Source organism: Clostridium sp. AF20-7, assembly GCF_003479275.1.
Classification (GTDB): Bacteria; Bacillota; Clostridia; order Lachnospirales; family Lachnospiraceae; genus Otoolea; species Otoolea fessa.
In genome coordinates, this window is the sequence record NZ_QUGF01000007.1 from 46,180 (window position 1) to 65,291 (window position 19,112).

Annotated in this window: 20 protein-coding genes and 2 pseudogenes; 20 read left to right on the forward strand and 2 right to left on the reverse strand. The window is 46.9% G+C overall.

Annotated features, from left to right (window positions below):
* Positions 1 to 7: 7 nt before the first annotated feature.
* Positions 8 to 370, reverse strand: a complete 363-nt coding sequence (locus DWX68_RS08735; protein WP_107000739.1) for a CGGC domain-containing protein — start codon at positions 368 to 370, stop codon at positions 8 to 10.
* 244 nt (positions 371 to 614) lie between these two features.
* The gene (locus tag DWX68_RS08740) at positions 615 to 1,058 is read right to left on the reverse strand and encodes an Rrf2 family transcriptional regulator (protein WP_117796831.1); all 444 of its coding nucleotides are present in this window, start codon (positions 1,056 to 1,058) and stop codon (positions 615 to 617) included.
* Positions 1,059 to 1,176: 118 nt separating this feature from the next.
* Here DWX68_RS08740 and DWX68_RS08745 point away from each other — a divergent pair, with 118 nt between their 5' ends.
* The 20 genes and pseudogenes from DWX68_RS08745 to DWX68_RS14685 all read left to right on the forward strand — a co-directional run bounded on the left by DWX68_RS08745 (position 1,177) and on the right by DWX68_RS14685 (position 19,111).
* Complete coding sequence (locus DWX68_RS08745; protein ID WP_118629120.1) at positions 1,177 to 2,142, forward strand: NAD-dependent protein deacetylase; 966 nt, start codon at positions 1,177 to 1,179, stop codon at positions 2,140 to 2,142.
* Between the two features lie 60 nt (positions 2,143 to 2,202).
* Positions 2,203 to 3,039 carry an NAD-dependent protein deacetylase, SIR2 family gene (locus tag DWX68_RS08750; RefSeq protein WP_118629122.1) on the forward strand — a complete coding sequence of 279 codons (837 nt, stop codon included), beginning with the start codon at positions 2,203 to 2,205 and terminating at the stop codon, positions 3,037 to 3,039.
* A pseudogene (locus DWX68_RS08755) lies at positions 3,030 to 3,137 on the forward strand (DNA-3-methyladenine glycosylase I); the annotation flags it as partial. The gene DWX68_RS08750 and the pseudogene DWX68_RS08755, both read left to right, overlap by 10 nt.
* 247 nt (positions 3,138 to 3,384) lie before the next feature.
* Complete coding sequence (locus tag DWX68_RS08760) at positions 3,385 to 3,603, forward strand: cation transporter (RefSeq protein ID WP_107000734.1); 219 nt, start codon at positions 3,385 to 3,387, stop codon at positions 3,601 to 3,603.
* Between the two features lie 98 nt (positions 3,604 to 3,701).
* Entirely contained in the window at positions 3,702 to 5,702 is a 2,001-nt protein-coding gene (locus DWX68_RS08765) for a heavy metal translocating P-type ATPase (protein ID WP_117796834.1), read from the forward strand.
* 316 nt (positions 5,703 to 6,018) lie between these two features.
* A pseudogene (locus tag DWX68_RS14905) lies at positions 6,019 to 6,156 on the forward strand (LysR family transcriptional regulator); the annotation flags it as partial.
* A 122-nt stretch (positions 6,157 to 6,278) separates the two neighbouring features.
* Complete coding sequence (locus DWX68_RS08780; RefSeq protein WP_107000731.1) at positions 6,279 to 6,749, forward strand: flavodoxin; 471 nt, start codon at positions 6,279 to 6,281, stop codon at positions 6,747 to 6,749.
* 194 nt (positions 6,750 to 6,943) lie between these two features.
* The gene (locus DWX68_RS08790; protein ID WP_107000730.1) at positions 6,944 to 7,600 is read left to right on the forward strand and encodes a TetR/AcrR family transcriptional regulator; all 657 of its coding nucleotides are present in this window, start codon (positions 6,944 to 6,946) and stop codon (positions 7,598 to 7,600) included.
* A complete protein-coding gene (locus DWX68_RS08795; protein WP_117796836.1) occupies positions 7,597 to 8,343 on the forward strand; it encodes a YoaP domain-containing protein in 747 nt (248 codons plus the stop codon). Before DWX68_RS08790 ends, DWX68_RS08795 begins: the two co-directional genes overlap by 4 nt.
* A gap of 220 nt (positions 8,344 to 8,563) precedes the next feature.
* Positions 8,564 to 9,748, forward strand: coding sequence for an AI-2E family transporter (locus DWX68_RS08800; RefSeq protein ID WP_118629124.1), 1,185 nt, complete (start codon positions 8,564 to 8,566; stop codon positions 9,746 to 9,748).
* A 3-nt stretch (positions 9,749 to 9,751) separates the two neighbouring features.
* Positions 9,752 to 10,024 (forward strand): hypothetical protein, encoded by a 273-nt coding sequence (locus DWX68_RS14915; protein WP_242995816.1) that lies wholly within the window; start codon positions 9,752 to 9,754, stop codon positions 10,022 to 10,024.
* A gap of 312 nt (positions 10,025 to 10,336) precedes the next feature.
* Entirely contained in the window at positions 10,337 to 10,876 is a 540-nt protein-coding gene (locus DWX68_RS08810) for a histidine phosphatase family protein (RefSeq protein WP_117796838.1), read from the forward strand.
* A gap of 109 nt (positions 10,877 to 10,985) precedes the next feature.
* The gene (locus tag DWX68_RS08815; protein ID WP_118629126.1) at positions 10,986 to 11,768 is read left to right on the forward strand and encodes an IclR family transcriptional regulator; all 783 of its coding nucleotides are present in this window, start codon (positions 10,986 to 10,988) and stop codon (positions 11,766 to 11,768) included.
* A gap of 243 nt (positions 11,769 to 12,011) precedes the next feature.
* On the forward strand, positions 12,012 to 13,700 hold the full coding sequence (locus DWX68_RS08820; RefSeq protein WP_118629128.1) for a nitrilase-related carbon-nitrogen hydrolase: 1,689 nt from the start codon (positions 12,012 to 12,014) through the stop codon (positions 13,698 to 13,700).
* A 16-nt stretch (positions 13,701 to 13,716) separates the two neighbouring features.
* Positions 13,717 to 15,030, forward strand: coding sequence for a cytosine permease (locus DWX68_RS08825; protein ID WP_118469237.1), 1,314 nt, complete (start codon positions 13,717 to 13,719; stop codon positions 15,028 to 15,030).
* Between the two features lie 42 nt (positions 15,031 to 15,072).
* Positions 15,073 to 16,158, forward strand: a complete 1,086-nt coding sequence (locus DWX68_RS08830; RefSeq protein WP_118471474.1) for a DUF917 family protein — start codon at positions 15,073 to 15,075, stop codon at positions 16,156 to 16,158.
* Between the two features lie 166 nt (positions 16,159 to 16,324).
* Complete coding sequence (locus DWX68_RS08835) at positions 16,325 to 17,002, forward strand: AroM family protein (RefSeq protein WP_227589689.1); 678 nt, start codon at positions 16,325 to 16,327, stop codon at positions 17,000 to 17,002.
* A gap of 16 nt (positions 17,003 to 17,018) precedes the next feature.
* A complete protein-coding gene (locus DWX68_RS08840) occupies positions 17,019 to 17,960 on the forward strand; it encodes an aminopeptidase (RefSeq protein WP_118629130.1) in 942 nt (313 codons plus the stop codon).
* Positions 17,961 to 18,037: 77 nt separating this feature from the next.
* Complete coding sequence (locus DWX68_RS08845) at positions 18,038 to 18,706, forward strand: aspartate/glutamate racemase family protein (protein ID WP_118293648.1); 669 nt, start codon at positions 18,038 to 18,040, stop codon at positions 18,704 to 18,706.
* A 267-nt stretch (positions 18,707 to 18,973) separates the two neighbouring features.
* Complete coding sequence (locus tag DWX68_RS14685) at positions 18,974 to 19,111, forward strand: hypothetical protein (RefSeq protein WP_181357196.1); 138 nt, start codon at positions 18,974 to 18,976, stop codon at positions 19,109 to 19,111.
* Position 19,112: the final 1 nt, after the last annotated feature.

Genomic DNA, 19,112 nt, shown 5'->3' on the forward strand with positions numbered 1-19,112 from the left:
AGAAACTTTACTTTTGAGATGTTTCTGGTTCAGGGCCAGCGTCATGGGTGTAATCCAAGATACGGACACCATCGCCTACCTCTTTCTGCACCAGCTCTCGCATACGCTTAGCAAAAGGACAGGGGTAACCAATGGGAGTCCCTTTGCTGATGCAAGAAGCAAAAGCAATGGTGTCAGCGCCCTGTTCTACCAGAGAACGGGCCCGCAGCACCGCTTTTTTTCCGGGGCAGCCGCCGCAGTTGATGAAGCCCACTAACTGAATATCATCCTCTCCCATAAAAGCGCCTTTTCTCTCTCGGATTGTCCGAAAATCCCGGCTTCCGGGGCAGTAATCCTCTGTCTGCATACAACGAATAATGCCAAGTTTCATATTAGTTTCCTCCTTAATTTAGGGCCTGCCATTCAGATTTGGCCGGTCCATTGTCTATTATTATGTAACCAGATTTTCCAACAGCTGGATGGAAATGTCCTCGTAGTAGCGATCCTCTTTAATCATTCACAAAATACGGGGTATAGGTCTCTCCGGTTCTCAGTATAGCTCCGCAAGGAGGTTCTGTATTTCCCGTTCAGAAGAATTTTTCTCCCAAATGGAAGAGTTTCTGAAAATCAATCCGTCATAAACGCTGCAAGAGCGTCCCTTCTAACTTCATGTGATATTGTTCCAGTACATCTTTCAGTGTAATTTCTTGCATTCTTTGTTCCGCTTTTTTTTGAATGTCCAAGTAAAAATCCCGCAGCACCAGTTGAATGTTCACGCCCACGCCACAAGCGGGGTTGGTGTGGATGTCCTGATGGAGCAGGGGCTTGTTGCCCTCTACTGCTCGATAGACATCCAGTAGAGTGATTTTCTCCGGCTCACGAGCCAGAGCAGGTCGGGGATGTCCCTTCACGCTGATCAGCAGTCCACCTTTCCGCAGGGCGGACATGAGCTGGCGCACATAGGCAGGATTTGTCTGAATGCTCTCTGCCAGCTTGTTACTGGTCAGATCGCAGTCTGGGTACAGAGCGATAAAAGCTAGAATATGAACAGCATCGCTAAGGCGGGTTGGATATTTCATGGCCTGATCTCCTTTTTTGTTTTGATGTTATTTTTATTATAACAGCATATTGACAGTGACGCAAGGGGATGCTAAAATAATTTGAAGTAAGAATAAAAATAACACCCACTTGAAAGGAATGGTGACAATGAACTTCTATGATGATCTGGTCATGCAGACCCAGATGAATTATTCCAGACACTATCCTATCTATGCTTCCGGCAGTACGCCTTATCAGCTGACTGACAAAAAGCCGCTGCCGTATAGCGAACAGATCCATCGTTTGGTACAGGAGGTAAAGGAAGCTGATTGTGTGGTAGTGGGCGGGGCCTCCGGCCTGTCCGCTGCCGGTGGCGGAGATTTTTACTACGAGGACAACGACTCCTATCGCAAATACTTCCGACCTTTTGCCGAGAAATACCACTTCAAAGGTGCTTTTGCAGGGATGATGCACCCCTGGAAGACAAGGGAAGAGTATTGGGGGTATCTCGCCACCTTCCTTCACACCACCCAGACCGCACCTGTGCGTCATCCCTATCTGGATCTGGACGCTTTGCTGAAAGGCAAGGACTTCTTCATCCTCACCACTAACCAGGATACCCAGTTTGTCAAACTCTACCCGGAGGAGAAGGTGGCGGAGGTCCAGGGGGATCACCGCTTCCTCCAGTGTGCCGCCTGTTGTACCGATGACACTTGGGATGCGGTAAAGCCGGTGGCTGATATGGTAGCCGCTATGGGGGATGGCACGAAGATTCCTACGGATCTCATTCCCCGGTGCCCCCACTGCGGCGGTGAGGCATTCCCCTGGGTGCGAGGATATGGGAATTTTCTGCAAGGAAAGAAATACGAAGAACAGTACGAAAAAATTTCTCGCTATGTGCTGGAACACAAAGACAGCAAAATTCTGTTTCTGGAACTGGGCGTTGGCCGAATGACTCCCATGTTTATTCAGGAGCCTTTCTGGAACCTGACCCTCAGCTTTCCCCATGCCCGGTATATTGCTGTCAACAACAAGTATGACTTCCTGCCCAAACAGTTGGAGGACAAGGGCATGACCATTGTGGCCGACATTGCTCAAGTGCTACGGGATGCACGAAAACTCTAGCTGCCCTCCGGCAGGTGCGATCCATCGCAGCAACCATAAAATAGAAAGGAGCGAACGAATATGATTGATTGGAAACCCATTGCCGAAAAATTCAGAGAAGCGGACGCTATCCTGATCGGGGCCAGTAACGGCCTGTCCATCACCGAAGGACTGCATTTGTTTGCAGATAATGCAGCCTTTGATGAATTGTTTGGAGATTTCAAACAAAAATACGGCTTACATTGTATTTTGCAGGGAATGATGGCCGGATGGCCCAGCGAGGAGAAAAAATGGGCCTTCTGGGCCCGGCTCATCCATCATTACTGCGGGCAATACCAGCCTACGCCGGTGATGAACGATTTGAAGGCCATTGTGGGAGAGAAGGATTACTTTGTCGTCACATCAAACGGAGAAGGTCACTTTGAACGGTGTGGTTTCGATCCGACGAAAATCTATGAGATTGAGGGCAACTGGTTTACGATGCAGTGTCCCCGCCCCTGCCACGACACCCTCTATTCAAGTTTAGAGGTGGCCGAAAAATTATCGGCTGCCGAACAGGGCGGCCATGTGCCTACAGAGTTGGTGCCGCGTTGTCCCAAGTGCGGAGGTCCCATGGACATCCACATGGGCGCGGGTCAGAGAATGATTCCGGATACCGCTGCCCAGGCACGGTTCCAAAACTTTCTGAAAACCTACCACGGAAAGAAACTGGTGGTTCTAGAGCTGGGCATTGGCTGGCGCAATCAGCTGATCAAGGCCCCGATGATGCGCCTGGTGGCCGGCGAGCCAAACGCCACTTATGTGACCATCAATCTGGGGGAGATCTACATTGCGGACAATATCAAAGAGAAGTCCTTCGGACTGGACGGGCGGCTGGATGAGCTGCTGCCTGCTCTCCGGGAGGCGTGCGAGGCATGAAGTTTGTGGGGACCATAATCATCTATGCCTATTTGCAGGCGGTGGGAGCTATCAACTCTCATGAATCAATTTGCTTTCTGAATCCTTTGCAGCAGTAGAAAATGCAGAAAATAAAACGCCGGGAAGTTGACTCAAATTGTCAATGCCTCCCGGCTTTTTACCGGGTACTGGAATGTGCCGATAAAAGCTGCATTTTGCCCAAACAGAAGAACCCTTTTCCCGAATAGCAGGATATGGGTTCAAAGCGTTGACGAGGACGGTTTTCCTGCGTATGATGAAGATACAATTAAACGATGATTTAATTGTTCTGACAACAGGAACAAATTAAGAGAGGAGATTTTCAAAATGAAAAAGACTTACAAAATCGATGTGGATTGCGCTAACTGCGCCAACCTGATGGAAGATGCCGCCCGCAAGACCAGCGGCGTACAGAGTGCTACGGTGAACTTTATGACCCTCAAGATGAACGTGGAGTTCGAGGAAGATCAGGATCCCAAGGCTGTTATGCAGGAGGTTCGCAAAGCCTGCAAGAAGGTGGAACCCGACTGCGAGATATTTCTGTAAGCCAGCGAAACGAAATGCCCTGTCGAGCGGCAGCTTGCAGGGCATTTTTTCTCTTAGATAAATAAACGAATAAGCAATTGTGAAAGGGGTAAAACGAAATGCAGGAGTATATCATCAACGGTCTACTGATCGTGGTGGCTCTGCTGGCCGTGATCCTTCAGATCATCGGCATGCGGCCCTCCGCCGGTATGACCAAAAAACAAAAAGTGATGTTGTGGCGGATTCTGACTGCTACGGTTCTACTGTTAATTTTGCAGGTCCTGGGCGCAGGCGCATTTGAAGTGTTTGGCTCGGCAGGCCGCTGGGTACGTCTGGCTGTGTTCCTGGTGGATTATCTGGTTATTGGCTACGACATTCTGAAAAAAGCCGGAAAAGGTATCCGTAACGGTCAGGTGTTCGATGAGCACTTTCTGATGGCGGTGGCTACGCTGGGGGCTCTGGCACTGGCTGTATATGAAAACGGCGACTATCTGGAGGCCATTGCGGTGATGCTGTTCTACCAGGTGGGCGAATGGTTCCAGTCCTACGCTGTGGGCAAGAGCCGCCGGAACATCAGTGATCTGATGGACATCCGTCCTGATTATGCCAATATCGAACGGGAGGGAAAACTGGAACAGGTAGACCCGGACGAAGTGGGTATCGGCACCATTATTGTGGTACAGCCCGGTGAGAAAGTTCCTATTGACGGTACCGTAGTGCAGGGAGAATCCACTTTGAACACTGCCGCTCTCACTGGTGAAAGTTTGCCCCGTGAGGTCAAGACTGGCGATGAGATCATCTCCGGTTGTATCAACATGACAGGTTTGCTCCATATTCAGACAACCAAGGAATTTGGCGAGTCCACTGTCTCCAAGATTCTGGATCTGGTGGAGAACGCCTCCTCCCGGAAGTCCAAGTCGGAGGACTTCATTTCCCGCTTTGCCAAGATCTACACTCCTGCGGTGTGCTATGCCGCGCTGGCGCTGGCTGTATTGCCGCCGCTGGTACGGATGTTTGCCATGGGGCTGGATGCAGGCTGGGAGACCTGGATCTATCGTGCGCTGACCTTCCTCGTTGCCAGTTGCCCCTGCGCTTTGGTCATTTCCATTCCTTTGTCCTTCTTTGCAGGAATTGGCGGAGCCAGTAAGGCGGGCGTTCTGGTGAAGGGGTCCAACTATCTGGAGACCCTGTCACAGGCTAAGATCGTGGTCTTTGACAAGACCGGTACTCTGACCCAGGGCGTGTTCGAGGTCAACGCCATCCACCACAACGAGATGGACGAACGCAAGCTGGTGGAGTACGCGGCCCTGGCAGAGAGCGCTTCCAGTCATCCCATCAGCAAGAGCTTACAGAAAGCCTATGGCATGGAAATTGACCGCAGCCGTGTAACCAATATTCAGGAGCTCAGCGGCAACGGTGTCATCGCCACAGTGGATGATCATCAGGTCGCGGCTGGAAACGACAAGCTCATGAATCGTCTGGGGGTCCAGGCTATTCCGTGCCACAGCGTAGGCACCATTATTCACATGGCGATTGACGGGAAATATGCCGGGCACATTGTTATTTCCGATATCGTGAAGCCTCACTCCAAGGAAGCCATTCAGACATTAAAGTCGGCTGGGGTTCGCAAGACTGTGATGCTTACTGGTGACGCCAAGAAGGTGGCTGATAGTGTAGCCTCCGCACTGGGGCTGGATGAGGTTTACAGTGAACTGCTTCCTGCCGACAAGGTGGAGAAAGTGGAGCAGTTGATTCAGAACAAGCCGGAGAAAGAAAAACTGGCTTTTGTGGGAGATGGCATCAACGATGCCCCGGTGCTTCGCCGGGCAGACATCGGCATTGCTATGGGCGCTATGGGTTCTGACGCTGCCATTGAAGCTGCGGATGTAGTACTGATGGATGACGATCCAATGCAAATTTCCAAAGCAATCAAAATCTCACGCAAGTGCCTTGGCATCGTCTATCAGAACATCGTGGTGGCCATCGGCGTAAAACTGGTCTGCCTCGTGCTGGTCGCTCTGGGCTTCGCCAATATGTGGCTGGCCGTGTTTGCGGATGTGGGCGTGATGATTATAGCCGTCCTCAACGCTATCCGGGCACTGTTTGTGAAAAATCTTTAAAGTTCAGAAATAAACAAAAACAAAAGGGGGGACCCTTCCCGCATGAAGGCTTTATTTTAAATTGGTCCCTCAGAAGCATGTGTCAGTGAAGTTGCAGACAAACTGAATAGGTCAGAGTCCGCTGTTTCTCACCATATCCGTATTTTACGCATGAAAGGTTTGGTTCGCTGGCGCAGGAGTGGAAAGGCTATTTACTATGTTCTAAAACGCTTATTTTCACTACGCATTATCCGGAACTGCTGGATGAATATGACCGAAATGACGGAATTTGTATTGTAAGAAATCGTAATGGCATTACAGCATAAAATTTGAGCTATGCGGTGAATTTGCGGCAGTAGAGACCTTGGCAAGGATATGTAAAACGTATAAAGAAAAATACCCACTGATTCAGATTGAACTTCATACCGCAACAGCAGATACGGTTTATGAGATGATGAAAAAAGGACTTGTAGATAGAATTCAATATAAGCATTAGACATAATAAAATAATGGGTATAAAATAGATGTATAAGAGAAATTCAAATCTTATACATCTATTTTTATACAAGAAATTTGCAAAGAAAGGGGCTTTTTATTATGAGTAAAAAATTAGTGGCATTTTTCAGTGCAAGCGGAACAACAAAAAAAGTAGCAGAGATGATTGCAGAGGAAGCAAAAGCTGATTTATTTGAGATTGAGCCAAAAGTTCCATATACAAAGGCTGATCTTGACTGGATGGATAAAAAATCTCGGAGCAGTGTGGAAATGAGTGATAAGAAATACAGACCGGAGATTATGAAGAAAGAGATAGATATGAGCTCTTATGATGAAATCCTTCTGGGATTCCCTATCTGGTGGTATGTAGCTCCAACAATTATCAATACATTTTTGGAAGCCTATGATTTCAGCGGTAAAAAGATCGTTCTTTTTGCAACATCCGGTGGAAGTGGATTCGGTAATACTGTAAAAGAATTGCAGCCATCCGCACCAGAGGCTGTTATCACAGAAGGCAGTCTGTTAAACCGCGGAACAAAACAGAAAGTCAGTGAGTGGGTAAATTCTTTATAAACAGCAGTGTTATGGAAGTATACAGAATATGGAAAAAATGGTACAGACAGCAGGAAGAAATGCGCTTGGCGAATTTGCGCCGGAGTTTGCACATTTTAACGAAAGGGCATAATTTTTTCATTCGTTCTTGACAAGTAACCATTCGGTAACTATAATGTAGTTACCGAATGGTTTCTTTGATAAAGGAGATAATTATGGCAGAGGGTACAAAGGAACGGATTTTGAGAACAGCACTGGAACTGTTTGCGCAGAACGGCTATCTGGGGACATCTATGAATGATATTGCAGGGCAGTTGGGAATTACGAAAGCTGCTTTATATAAGCACTATGCCAGCAAACAGGAAATCTTAGATAAGATCGTGGAGCGAATGAACAAGATGGACTATGAGCGCGCTGAGGCGTATGAAATGCCGGAAACGGAACCAGACGGCTTTGCGGAAGCATATCTGCATACACCAATTCAAAAAATTCGCACATACAGCCTTGCCCAGTTTGACCATTGGACAAAGGAGCCGTTTTCCTCCAATTTCCGTAAAATGCTGACGCTGGAGCAATACCGTGATTCCAAGCTTGCACAGCTTCACCACGACTATCTGGCGGGCGGTCCTCTGGAGTATATGGCGGCCATCTTCCGCAAATTGGCAGATTCTGATGAGGAGGCTATGCAGCTGGCGTTGGAATTCTATGGGCCAATGTATCTTCTATACAGTGTCTACGACGGTGCGGAGGAAAAAGAATCGGTTTCTTCCTTATTGGCGACACACATTGATCGCTTTATTGCCAAGGTTGAGGCTGGTTACAGATCAGAAGCTGCCGGGACAGCTGTTTTAAGCAGGAGGAATAACGGATGAACTATATTCGGATCACCAAAGACAATATTGACAAGGAACATATCTGCTGCGCCATGTCCGGTAAGCAGAGTGTTGTAAAAAAGGAATGGCTGCGGCAGCGCTTTGATGATGGACTTGTTTTCTATCGCAGTGAGGAACGCGGTAAATGCTTTATTGAATACATTCCGGCTGAAAACGCCTGGGTGCCGATTGCGGCAGATGGTTATCTTTACATTAACTGTCTATGGGTATCCGGCTCCATGAAGGGACACGGATACTCAAATGATCTGCTGGAGGCGTGTATCTGTGATGCCAGGGTGCAGGGAAAGAAAGGTATTTGCATTTTGTGCGCGGAGGGCCGAAAGCGGGAATTCCTCGCTGACCCGAAATTCCTTACTTATAAGGGTTTCCGTGTGGCAGACATATCCGACTGCGGGATCAATCTTATGTATCTTTCCATTGAATCGGGGGCACAACCGCCGTATTTCAAGGAATGTGCGAAACATCCGGTGATTGAAGAAGCAGGTTTTGTTCTTTATTACACCGATCAATGCCCATATACCTATTATTGGGTACCAAAGGTGCAGGAGGCGGCGAAGGAACATGGTATCCCGTTTAAGGTTATCCATATCACTGACAAAGAATCAGCACAGAATGTACCTGCACCGGTCACGACCTATGCATTGTTTCGGGACGGTCAGTTTCTGACACAGAGTATCCAGTCAGATAAAAAATTCCTGGCGCTGGCAGGTTTACAAAATTGATTTTACTCCGCTATTTTTGAGTCGCAACATAATGTTATCAAATGAAATGGAGAAAAAACGAATGAAAAATATATTGATTATTTCAAGCTTGCCAATGTGACGTGTCTTTGACCTGCGCACAATAAAGCTATCGTGCGATTCACAAGGAGTGAGTATAAAGCCCTGCAAAAGTGCTTTCGGATTTAAAAAAGGGATTCCGATACTGACAGAAAGGAAAAACATGGAGAAAAAATTGCAAAATCCAACCTCTAACAAAAATGAAACACCCGCACCGCAGGGAGGCAAATGGTCGGACGAGACGATCATTCGCTATATCATCCGTGCTTTTTTGCTGCTTATTGTATTCGCATGGGCTCTGGTAAACCTTGACGCTGTTTTGTGTTTTCTCGGCAAGGTGCTTGCACTGTTTACTCCGTTTCTGATCGGCGGCGCGATTGCTTTTTTGATCAACGTAGTTCTTCGACCAATGGAATGCTGCTGGAACAAGGCGTGCCGCAAAGCTCCTGCAAAGCTGACTCGCCCCGTGTGCCTGACAGCAAGCACCGTGCTTATCCTTGGAATTCTATTTGCTGTGGTGTTTATGATGCTCCCCAGCTTGCGGGAATCCGGCGATGAGTTTATCCAAAACATTCCGGTCTATGTGGAGGAAATCGGGCGGTGGTGGGCTGGCGTTGTCCAGTTTGCTGCAAAATATAACATTGTCCTGCCCGAATATGTCATAGACTCTGACCTGTTGATTGAGAAGGTCACCGCCTTGATCAGTGACGAGAAAAGCGGGATTCTCACCGTGACATGGGGCGCGGCAACCTCTGTCCTGTCGGTTTTTGTAGACGTTCTCTTGGGGCTTGTTTTTGCACTTTATTTGCTTGCAAAGAAGGAGGTCGTCGCGGCACATTTGAAAAAACTCATTGTGACAGTCCTTCCGCAAAAGACGGCGCAGCGGCTTCTTAGTATTGCCGCGCTGACCAATCAGACCTTCACAAATTTTGTCAGCGGGCAGCTTACCGAAGCGGTTATCATCGGTGTTCTGTGCTTCTTTGGAATGCTGATTCTTGGGATTCCGTATGCCGGTGCTGTCTCCGCGTTTGTGGCCGTCACTGCGCTGATGCCGATTTTTGGCGCATGGATTGGCGGCGGCTTTGGTGCGTTTTTAATTCTGCTGGCAGAACCTGGCAAGGCTCTGTGGTTCATTCTCTTTCTGGTCGTTTTGCAGCAGGTGGAGGGCAATCTGATTTATCCCAAGGTGGTCGGCAAGTCCGTCGGACTTCCTGGACTGCTTGTGCTGATGGCTGTTACGATTGGCGGCGAAGCATTCGGCATCTTAGGGATGCTGTTCAGCGTTCCCGTCTGCGCCGTGCTGTTCAGCCTTTATCTGGAGTTCATGAAGAAAGCAAGCACCCTTTAAGTTGTGGTCTATTCAACAAAGACCACGGCAATTATCGAGCATATTATTTACGATGAGATGGATGACCATTACGGCGCAGAGCTGGAATATCCCTGGAATGACTGGAAAGCTGTGCTGAGGCGCAACGACAATAATAAATGGTATGGTGTGGTTCTGAAAGTATCTGCTGATAAGTTGGGGGCGTCGGAAGCAGCCGGCATTGATCTAGGGCTGCCGTTCGAGGAAAAACGAAGGGTTTTCGAGGGAGGCAAGTCAAATGGAAGACGATCGACTTGAATTATTCATTAGTTCTTGATAAGTAACCATTCGGTAATCATAGCGTAGTTATCGAATGGTTACTTTAATGAAGAAAATAATTATGGCAGAAGGTACAAAGAAACGGATTTTGAGAACAGCACTGGAACTGTTTGCGCATACGTGCCCAGTAAAGGATAGAGTTGTATCTTAACCTGAGTATAGTTATAATACAATTATGACAGCTGCTTTCCCAGGATTATCAATGACGGAAATGATGTATGACGATGATAGGCAGCAGGGAATTTCCTGGGTATAAAAAAGCTTGCGAAGCTAATGAGAAGGGATGACATCATGGGACATTTTTATTTTGTGAGACATGGACAGACTGTGTGGAATGTGGAAAATAAGATTTGCGGAGCAACAGACAGTCCGTTGACGGAGCATGGACGGCAGCAGGCGGCTGAAACCGGGAAAAATATTGTAGAAAGCGGAATCAAGGCAGATGAGATTCTCTATTCACCCCTTAGCCGTGCGGCAGATACAGCAAAAATTATTTCTGAAATGAGCGGGATTCCCTGCAGGGAAGAACCAAGACTCATAGAGCAGAATTTTGGAAAATGGGAGTCTACGCCGAGAGACGGGAAAGAGTTTAAGAAGGCGAAAGAGTCATTTGCCTGCCGATATGAAGGGGGAGAATCCATGCTGCAGCTTGCGCAGCGTATCTATAATCTGCTGGATGAGATAAAACAGGAGTCTGACCATAAGACATACATTCTGGTGGCACACAATGGAATTTCAAGGATGATTCAGTCGTATTTTACGGATATGACCAATGAAGAATTTGCATCCTTTGGCGTAAAAAACTGCCAGGTGGTGCGGTATGACTTCTAATCTGGAGCGAGGGGGGCAGTAAAGCTTACCGGGAAGCAACGGGAGAGTAAAAATCACGTAACTGTGAAGGTACTGAACAGTTACAAAATCACAAACTTAAGGAGGAGAGATGAATTCAAATAAAAAGGATGATGCGAGCTACCTGCAGACGGTTGGCCGTGCCCTAACTATTTTAGAAATGTTCAGACAGCAGAATACACTGTCTCTGCCGTCGATTGCCAGGGAGCTGGGGGTGGGAAAAACCATCGCCTATCGATTGGTACATACTTTGACCGAAGAGGGATTCTTAATACAGGATCCTTTTACGAAACAGTACTCTTTGGGAGAGCAGGTGCTGATATTGGGATTTTGTGCGGTGCATAGGCTGGATGTTAAACGAATTGCTCACGATTTTCTTTGGAATTTCCATGAGCGCACCAAGATCAGCACTTATCTTACTATTCCGTGTGGGAATCAGAGTTTGTGTGTGGATCGTGTGGTTTCAGATAATACTGGGCGTTTGAGTTCAGTGTTTGTGGGGGGAGTATACCCGTTGTTTCGTGGGGCAAGCAATCGAGTATTACTGGCATTTGCTTCGCCTCAATTTCAAAGCAACTATCTCAATAGCTTAGAGTTGGCAGAAGAGGAGAAGACTCAGCTGAAGGAGGATTTGAAAGCTGCTCGAGCTCGTGGATATGATATTACTCATAACAGGCTGACAGAGGGACTGTTTGCCGTCGGATTTCCTATCTATAACTCAGCTAACCAGCTAGTGGCTGGTCTGAGTGTAGGGGGAGTATATGATTTGGAACGACCAGACGCTGTGGAGAAATATATTCAGCAGGGGCGTCAACTGGCTGTTGAGATCAATAATCAAATGGGCTCAAACTATTACAGTAGAATATCTGATTGATTTGTTGAGATGCAAAGAAGAATGATAATATGAGAAATTCGGACAGAAGAAATACTCTTTTGTCTGGGTTTCTTTTTTTATTGCTAAAAGTATTGATATAAAATTAATCTGTTAGAAAATGATGTAATATATTGACAAGACTCTGACAAGATGCTAATATAAAAACATAATTCCTATCTAAGTAACGCTGTTCTTATAATAGGAACCTCAAACAAATGAACGATAGAAAGGAGCGTGAGAATCATGAAATACAAAGGTGCTGCAATCCAATATGACTGCCATTTTATGGATAAAGAGAAAAACTTGGCTGCTCTGACGAACTTGGTGCGTCAGGCAGCAGCTCAAGGGGCGAAGCTCATTGTCCTGCCAGAAATGTGTGCGACTGGATACTATTTTGATAGCATGGAACAGGCGGCCGAGATGGCAGAGCCCATAGCAAATGGGAAAACGGTACGATTATTGGAGAATTTAGCAAAGGAGTTAGATTGCTATTTGGTTGCAGGACTTCCTGAGTCGGATGGAGAGAGGTTGTACAATTCAGCGGTTCTTATAGGACCGGAGGGGCTGATTGGCCGACATCGGAAAATGCACCATTATGTTCCTGATAGTACATGGGCTAAAACGGGAGATGAACCGGTAAAGGTGTTTAATACTCCTATTGGAAATATAGGCATACAGATTTGTATGGATCTAAGTTATCCGGAAGGACCTAGGTTAAGCAGGCTTATGGGAGCACAGGTTTTGTGTTCGCCTATGAACTGGAACGAGCCATCTATCCCTTCATCTATCTGGCTGACACGTGCTAAGGAAAACGGTATGTATGTGATTGCTTCTAATCGACACGGAAATGAAAAAGGATTCGATTTCTGCGGCGGAAGCGGGATTATTGATCCAGAGGGCAGAGTAGTGGCGTGTCATCCTTATGGAGATGGAATTGCTATGGCTGAGATTGATTTAGAGATGAAGCCGGATCGAAGCGATATTCCTTTACGCCGCCCGAAGCTCTACCGTGAACTTCAGTTACAGCGTTATCCATGGTATCAGAGCCAGTATTACCAAGCATATGCTACGGAGCCATTGCTTGAGGGAAAGCAATTTTCAACGGCGGTATGCAGCATGAAACCGGAGAATCGGGAAGAAGGGTTTATGGCTGTAAAGCAGGCTATCAGTCAAGCTGGGAAGCAAGGAGAGCGCTTGCTGGTTCTGCCAGAACTGGTGCTTGGAGGTGTACTTGATGACTTGCAGCAAGCACAGTGCGTGGCCATTCGAGAGGATGATCCGGTGTGGAAAGAACTATCTTCTCTAGTCATGGAGAATCATGTGGATGTGATTCTGGGCTTTGTATTAAAAGAAAACGGGAAGCTATGGAATGCAGCAGCATGCTTGTGCGAGGATGGTTCTCGACATTACTATCGGAAGAGTCATCTGACTGAGAGGGAAGCACAGTGGGCGGAAGCAGGAGACCGTGCCGGACTGGTCCTTGATCGCCCTTATGGCAGAATCGGTGTACTGTTAGGCAACGAAATTTTTATTACGGAAGTACCTCGATTGCTGGCCAATAGCGGATGCGATATTTTAGCTGTTCCAGCGGTGGAAAATCCGTCGTGCCCTCCTGGTATTCCAGAGGTTCAACAGGAGGTGGAACATTATCATCTTGCTAGGGTAAGGGCTAATGAAAATAGTACATACGCAGTCTTTGCGGCTCAAAAAGGAGTGAGCGGAATATTTGGTCCAGATATGTTCCTAGTACCGCGGAATGAAGTGGTGCTCAACGAGAGCGGATTTGCAGATATGACAATGGATACTCGATTTATATTGTCAGATGAAAGTGGATGTCCAGCGATAAACCTGGTTCGAGAAAAGCCAATGCTTGGAACCAGACATACTACATGGTATGACAAGTTGATAGAAGAAACGGATTGTGTGCTTTAAAAGAAGGGAGAGCCATATGAGCGATAAAAAACATGATGTGAATGCTGTGACAACTGAGCCTAACGTGGAAGATCAGGATTATATTTATACTCCGGTTCCTCAAAATAAGCGGTACGGATGGATTAAGATGTTTTTCGTCTGGTTATGTTGGAATGTAGTAGTAGGAGACCTGGCTACAGGTACGGCGTTAGGATCCAGCATGAAGTTTCGGGATGCTCTTATTGCCCTGTCAATCGGCGATATTATATTAGTGGCGGTCATGATTATGACTGTGTATATCGGTTCAAAAACCGGATTGGCAGCAATGTCATTGATTCGGTTTACCGTAGGTCGGGTAGGAACTTATATTTTCTCGGCGATTATCTGTGTGACCTCCGTGGGTTGGTTTGCCACCCAGTTGGGCTTCTTTGGGCAGATTTGGTCTCAGTATATTCCGATAAGCGTACCGATCCTGGCAGTGCTGGGCGGAATTATGATGGCATCTACAGCGATTAAGGGATTTAAGGGAATGGAGAAGTTAAGCACATTTGCAGCGATTCCGTTGCTTCTGTTTATTGTTTTGGCATTGGTTAACTGTGTAAGATTGATTGGTGTAGATTCTTTGTTCTCTTATAGCCCTGCGGGAAGTCAGATTGGCACCATGGCTACTGGCGTGACCACAGTTATTGGCAGCTGGGCAGCCGGAATGGCTACCGTTCCCGACTGCGGTCGATTTGCAAAGACAGATATCGTAAAGATCTCTATCGTTTGGATCGCTGGTCTTTTCTTTGGTCATTTCCTGCTTCCAATTGCTGGTATTGCAGCTGCTCTGCATCTGGAAACATGGGATTTCGGAGTAGTATCTGATTACATTGGCGTACTGGCAACTGGTTCAGGAATCATTGGTGCTCTGCTTATTACTTTAGCTGCATGGACAACTAACCAGCAGAACCTGTACTCTGCATCCAATGCGACATGCAACATTATTGAAGTGAAGAAAAAGAGCACTGTTACCATTGTTCTGGGCGCGATCGGAATTGCTTTAGGTTTCTGTGGTGTGGTGGACTACTTTGTGCCGTATATGACATGGCTTGGTATTGTAATCCCGCCAATGGCTGCAGTTATGGTGGCTGATTATTTGGTACTGCCTTTGTTTGGAGTAAAACATAATTATAATTATAATGACATTTCGTACGAAAACCTTCCACTTATCAAGTGGCCTTCCGTTCTGGCTTGGGGATGTGGTGTAGCAGTTGCTATTTTCTCTCCGGGCATTCAGGCTATTAATGGTATGGTAGCTACGGTTGTGCTGCATGTGGTATTTAATCTGATGGCAAATAAGAAGAATTAAGGTGGAAGCATTTTGATGTAGAATATAGAAAGGAAGAAAGTTATGGAACATATTAGAATGAAATTGACAGAAGAACATGTCCGTTGGGCGGCTCTTGGTGGCTCCATTCTTGGCGGCGGTGGAGGCGGTTCGGCAAAGACCGGAGCTGAGTTCGGAGATCTGGCTGTGCGGTTCAGCCAGCTGGAATTAACCCCGTTGGATCAGATTGATCCGGAAACCGTGGTTGTCACAGCTTCTATGGTAGGGGCTCCTGCCGCACAGGAGAAGTTTGTCTCCCCGGCAGATATGATGCGCTGCGTGGAGCTCTTTACTCAAAGCACGGGTATTCGTCCAGGAGGTATCGTTACTAATGAGAATGGAGGCGGTTCTACGTTCAATGGATGGCTAGAGGCATCCATGCTGGGAATCCCTCTGATAGACGCTCCCTGCAACGGCCGTGCTCATCCTACGGGAGTGATGGGAAGCCTGAATCTTCATCGTGATCCCAATTATATTACTACCATGACCTGTGTGGGCGGACGAAAGGAATTGGGTCGACACGTGGAATGTACAGTTACAGGTTCTATTGATCATTGTTCTAAACTGGTGCGGGCGGCTGCTGTGGAGGCTGGAGGCCTTGTGGCTGTAATCCGGAACCCGGTGAAGGCTTCGTTCCTGCAAAAAAACAGCGCTGTGGGGGGCTTGTCACTGGCTATTGAGACGGGACGCCGTTATTCACAGGGATTAGAAAAGTCGGTAGAAAATGGTGTGCAGGAGGTTTGTGAATTTTTAGGCGGTGAGATATTGGCTCACGGTCCGGTAGAGGAGTATCAGCTGCGCAGTGAAGGCGGCTTTGATGTAGGTATCGTTAAGATTGGTGGATATGAGATGTCTTTCTGGAATGAGTACATGACGGTGGATGGACCAGATGGACAGCGCAAAGGCACATTCCCTGATCTGATTATGACATTTGACAGCCAGACTGGACGGCCAACGCCTACATCTGACTTGAAACAGGGCCAAGAAGTTTATCTCATTCATGTGGGTTATCAGCATCTGAAGTTGGCGGCTCCCATGTTTGACAAGGACTTATTGGCGGGCGTAGAGAAGATCATCAACCGTCCTATTGTGGATTGTGTGTCATTCTGATAAGGAGATAAGGAAATCTATGCGAAAGACCCCGCCGCCAAAATACTGGCAGCGGGGCCTTTGTAGATAGGACGTAACGGTTCAGTAGGTCTGTGCATTTATTGCGCGTGACTGTGAAAGTACTGAACAGTTACGATAGGGCAAGTATAAGATGGAGGAAATTAAGATGGTGAAGATGAAAGTTGGAGCAATAACCATTGGGCAGTCACCCAGGACGGATGTGGTACAAGAACTGTTTCCGCTGATGGGTGAGCAGGTGGAACTAATTCAGGCAGGTGCATTAGATGGGCTCACTCGGGAGGATATCCAGGCATTTGCACCAGGACCAGAGGATTATACTTTAATCTCACGACTTCGAGACGGAAGTTCGGTTATGATTGCCGAACGACATATTCTGCCCCAGCTGCAGCAGTGTATCGAACGGTTGGAAGAGCAGGGCGTAAATTTGATTCTGTTTTTGTGCACGGGGGATTTTCCGGCTGTGTTTCATTCTAAAGTGCCATTGATTTTTCCGTGCAAGGTGCTTAATGGGCTTGTGCCAGCCTTGTCTAATCGAGGAAAGATCGCTGTAGTGGTTCCAACACCGCAGCACGTGGATCAGACAGAGAAAAAGTGGAATCAGTATGTAAAGGAGAGTATTATTATTCCGGCTTCTCCCTACGGTAGCCAGGATGATTTGGATGCGGCGGCTAGAGCCGCAGCGAAAATGGATGTGGATCTGGTGGTAATGGACTGCATTGGCTATAATATCGGAATGAAAGAACAATTTCAAAAATTATCTGGAAAACGGGTGATTTTGTCCCGGACACTTGCAGTCCGGGTTATGATGGAACTGCTGTCATAAGAGGGGGGGAAATGCGATGGAACTGGCGGAAATTGGAAAAAATATTTTAACAAACTGCATGAATGTCAAACCAGGGGAGAATGTACTGATAGTGACCGATGATGAGAAGTATGCCATTGGTCAGGCCTTGTATCAGGCGGCTAAACTTTTGAAAGCAGAAGCTATGTTAATGACTATGACTGCTAGAGAGGTGTCTGGTCAGGAACCACCCGCTGTAGTGGCAGCTGCCATGAAAGCGGCGGATGTGGTAATTTGCCCCATGAAAACATCGATTACGCATACACGAGCCAAAATTGAGGCAGCGGAAGCTGGAGCAAGGATTGCTACAATGCCGGGAATCACGGAGGAAATGTTTGCCATGGGTGCTATGACTGCAGATTACAGTCGTGTTATGGCACTTACAGAGCAGGTGACTGATTTATTGACGAATGCCAATACAGCCCGCATAGAGAAAGATGGACATGTTTTAACGCTGGATCTTCGGGGACGGCGTGGAGTATCTAGCCCTGGTGTCTATCGGGAAAAGGGGCAGGCGGGAAATCTTCCTTCCGGAGAGTCCTACATAGCTCCGATAGAGACAGGAGCAAATGGTACGATGGTGATTGATGGATCTATGGTTGGAATCGGTTTATTAGAACAGCCTTTGGAAGTGAAAGTGAAGAACGGGATTCTTCAAAGCATCCAAGGAAAAGAAGCGGAGAAACTGGAGATTCTCTTGAGAAATAGAAACAATGCCACACTGTGTGAACTGGGCATTGGAACCAACTATGCGGCCAGACTGATCGGTGTTATTCTGGAGGATGAGAAAGCTTATCAAACGGTTCATATTGCTTTTGGTACTAATGTTGGATTTGGAGGAAATAATCAGGCAGACTGCCATATGGATGGAATTATTAAGAATCCTACATTATATTTGGATGACAAGCTAGTTATGTTAGATGGAGTTTTCCAGATTTAAGGAGAACTTCCAATTGCTGCTGGAGTACTTTCTTCATGAAATTATTTTCACGAAACAAGAGAGAAAGGACGTATAATATGAAAACATATAAAGTTGGTCTGATTCGGGTGCTGACCACAGAGAACGAGGAATTGCTGCAGCTGCATGGAAAGCTGATAGAATCGTATTTTCCTATGTTCCAGGTGGTGTCACGATGTATTCCGGATCAACCGGAGGGGATTCATGACGATGAAACATTCGCTGTAGGTGTACCTAAGGTGGTGAATCTTGCAGTGGAACTGTGGAAGGAGGGCTGTCAGGCTATTATTATCAGCTGTGCCGGTGATCCGGGAGTTCCGGAGGCAAGACAGGCTGTACCGATTCCGGTTATAGGAGCGGGATCCAGTACTGCAGCGTTGAGTCTGTTTTTTGGCAGTCATCCGGCTGTGTTGGGGATTACCGAAGATGTACCGTCAGGATATCAGCGGATATTCGGTGATCGGATTGTAGACAATGCAAAGGGAGATGGGGTAGAAAGTGTCCTGGATTTGATGACAGACAGAGGATATGAAGCCACCATGAAGGCAGCGGCTGCGCAGAAAGAGATGGGTGCCGATGTGATTGCCCTTAGCTGTACAGGAATGTCCAGTATCCGTATTGCTCCCTCCATCGAAAAGACAGTAGGAATTCCGGTTCTGGATCCTGTTTTGTGTGAGGGACTGCTGACATTGTTTGAGCTATTGAGAAAAGAAAATATGGAGGATTAGGAGTTAGAATTAGGAAGCTTCGTCTATACTAAAATATAGGCGGAGCTTTTTTATATGATAGGAAATGTCGTCCTATTGTATGCATAATGATTGTATCTTAACCTAAAGATAGTTTATAATACAAATAGACAGAAGAACTGGCTATTTGTATAAATATTATGCTGGGTACACATACATTCCCAGCAGCTGCTGAACACAGTAAAAGGCAATGGAGGCACCGGATAACCATAGCTGCAACTGTGGCGCAGAAAGTGAATGAGTGAAATTATGAAACGAATTAACAATGTTATGCCAATTATTTCTGGACCCTGTTTTGGTTTTGCCGGAATTTTTGTACACGAATTACGGATCGTACTTGCTAAGCTTGTGCTTTCGGGTAAAAAGCAGGAAGTTGTGGAGGAATAGG

Bases quoted from the DNA above. Each gene is read 5' to 3' on its own strand.
- DWX68_RS08750 (WP_118629122.1), top strand. From the start codon at position 2,203: ATGATTGATTGGAAACCCATTGCCGAAAAATTCAGAGAAGCGGACGCT.
- DWX68_RS08810 (WP_117796838.1), top strand. From the start codon at position 10,337: ATGGGACATTTTTATTTTGTGAGACATGGACAGACTGTGTGGAATGTG.
- DWX68_RS08780 (WP_107000731.1), top strand. From the start codon at position 6,279: ATGAGTAAAAAATTAGTGGCATTTTTCAGTGCAAGCGGAACAACAAAA.
- DWX68_RS08825 (WP_118469237.1), top strand. From the start codon at position 13,717: ATGAGCGATAAAAAACATGATGTGAATGCTGTGACAACTGAGCCTAAC.
- DWX68_RS08790 (WP_107000730.1), top strand. From the start codon at position 6,944: ATGGCAGAGGGTACAAAGGAACGGATTTTGAGAACAGCACTGGAACTG.
- DWX68_RS08820 (WP_118629128.1), top strand. From the start codon at position 12,012: ATGAAATACAAAGGTGCTGCAATCCAATATGACTGCCATTTTATGGAT.
- DWX68_RS08835 (WP_227589689.1), top strand. From the start codon at position 16,325: ATGGTGAAGATGAAAGTTGGAGCAATAACCATTGGGCAGTCACCCAGG.
- DWX68_RS08815 (WP_118629126.1), top strand. From the start codon at position 10,986: ATGAATTCAAATAAAAAGGATGATGCGAGCTACCTGCAGACGGTTGGC.
- DWX68_RS08845 (WP_118293648.1), top strand. From the start codon at position 18,038: ATGAAAACATATAAAGTTGGTCTGATTCGGGTGCTGACCACAGAGAAC.
- DWX68_RS08795 (WP_117796836.1), top strand. From the start codon at position 7,597: ATGAACTATATTCGGATCACCAAAGACAATATTGACAAGGAACATATC.
- DWX68_RS08840 (WP_118629130.1), top strand. From the start codon at position 17,019: ATGGAACTGGCGGAAATTGGAAAAAATATTTTAACAAACTGCATGAAT.
- DWX68_RS08745 (WP_118629120.1), top strand. From the start codon at position 1,177: ATGGTGACAATGAACTTCTATGATGATCTGGTCATGCAGACCCAGATG.
- DWX68_RS08765 (WP_117796834.1), top strand. From the start codon at position 3,702: ATGCAGGAGTATATCATCAACGGTCTACTGATCGTGGTGGCTCTGCTG.
- DWX68_RS08735 (WP_107000739.1), bottom strand. From the start codon at position 370: ATGAAACTTGGCATTATTCGTTGTATGCAGACAGAGGATTACTGCCCC.
- DWX68_RS08800 (WP_118629124.1), top strand. From the start codon at position 8,564: ATGGAGAAAAAATTGCAAAATCCAACCTCTAACAAAAATGAAACACCC.
- DWX68_RS08760 (WP_107000734.1), top strand. From the start codon at position 3,385: ATGAAAAAGACTTACAAAATCGATGTGGATTGCGCTAACTGCGCCAAC.
- DWX68_RS14685 (WP_181357196.1), top strand. From the start codon at position 18,974: ATGAAACGAATTAACAATGTTATGCCAATTATTTCTGGACCCTGTTTT.
- DWX68_RS08830 (WP_118471474.1), top strand. From the start codon at position 15,073: ATGGAACATATTAGAATGAAATTGACAGAAGAACATGTCCGTTGGGCG.
- DWX68_RS08740 (WP_117796831.1), bottom strand. From the start codon at position 1,058: ATGAAATATCCAACCCGCCTTAGCGATGCTGTTCATATTCTAGCTTTT.